The organism is Streptomyces sp. URMC 126 (genome assembly GCF_051386555.1).
Lineage (GTDB): Bacteria > Actinomycetota > Actinomycetes > Streptomycetales > Streptomycetaceae > Streptomyces.
On record NZ_JBPQTX010000911.1, the window covers coordinates 1 to 268 of the forward strand.

A 268-nucleotide genomic window follows, 5' to 3' on the forward strand; every position below is an offset into this window, starting at 1 on the left:
TTCCTGCCGTGCGTCAGGCCACGGAGGCGGGCATTAAATGCATCGACCTCTTCGGGGTTCCGCTTGACGATGATAAGGACGAGGTAGGTTCGGCGGCCTGGGACGACAACGGTATTTTGAACCGCGCTATCGCTGCCTGCCGTGCCGAGTTTGGCGACGAGATTGTTATTATGGCCGATACCTGCCTGGACGAGTTCACCTCTCACGGGCACTGCGGCGTGCTTGTCGATGGTGGTTACGGCACCATGATTGTCGATAACGATGCAAC

At 57.8% G+C, this 268-nt stretch carries 1 pseudogene; it reads left to right on the top strand.

The features are described 5' to 3' along the window. A pseudogene (locus tag ACSNOK_RS34460) lies at positions 1–268 on the top strand (porphobilinogen synthase); the annotation flags it as partial.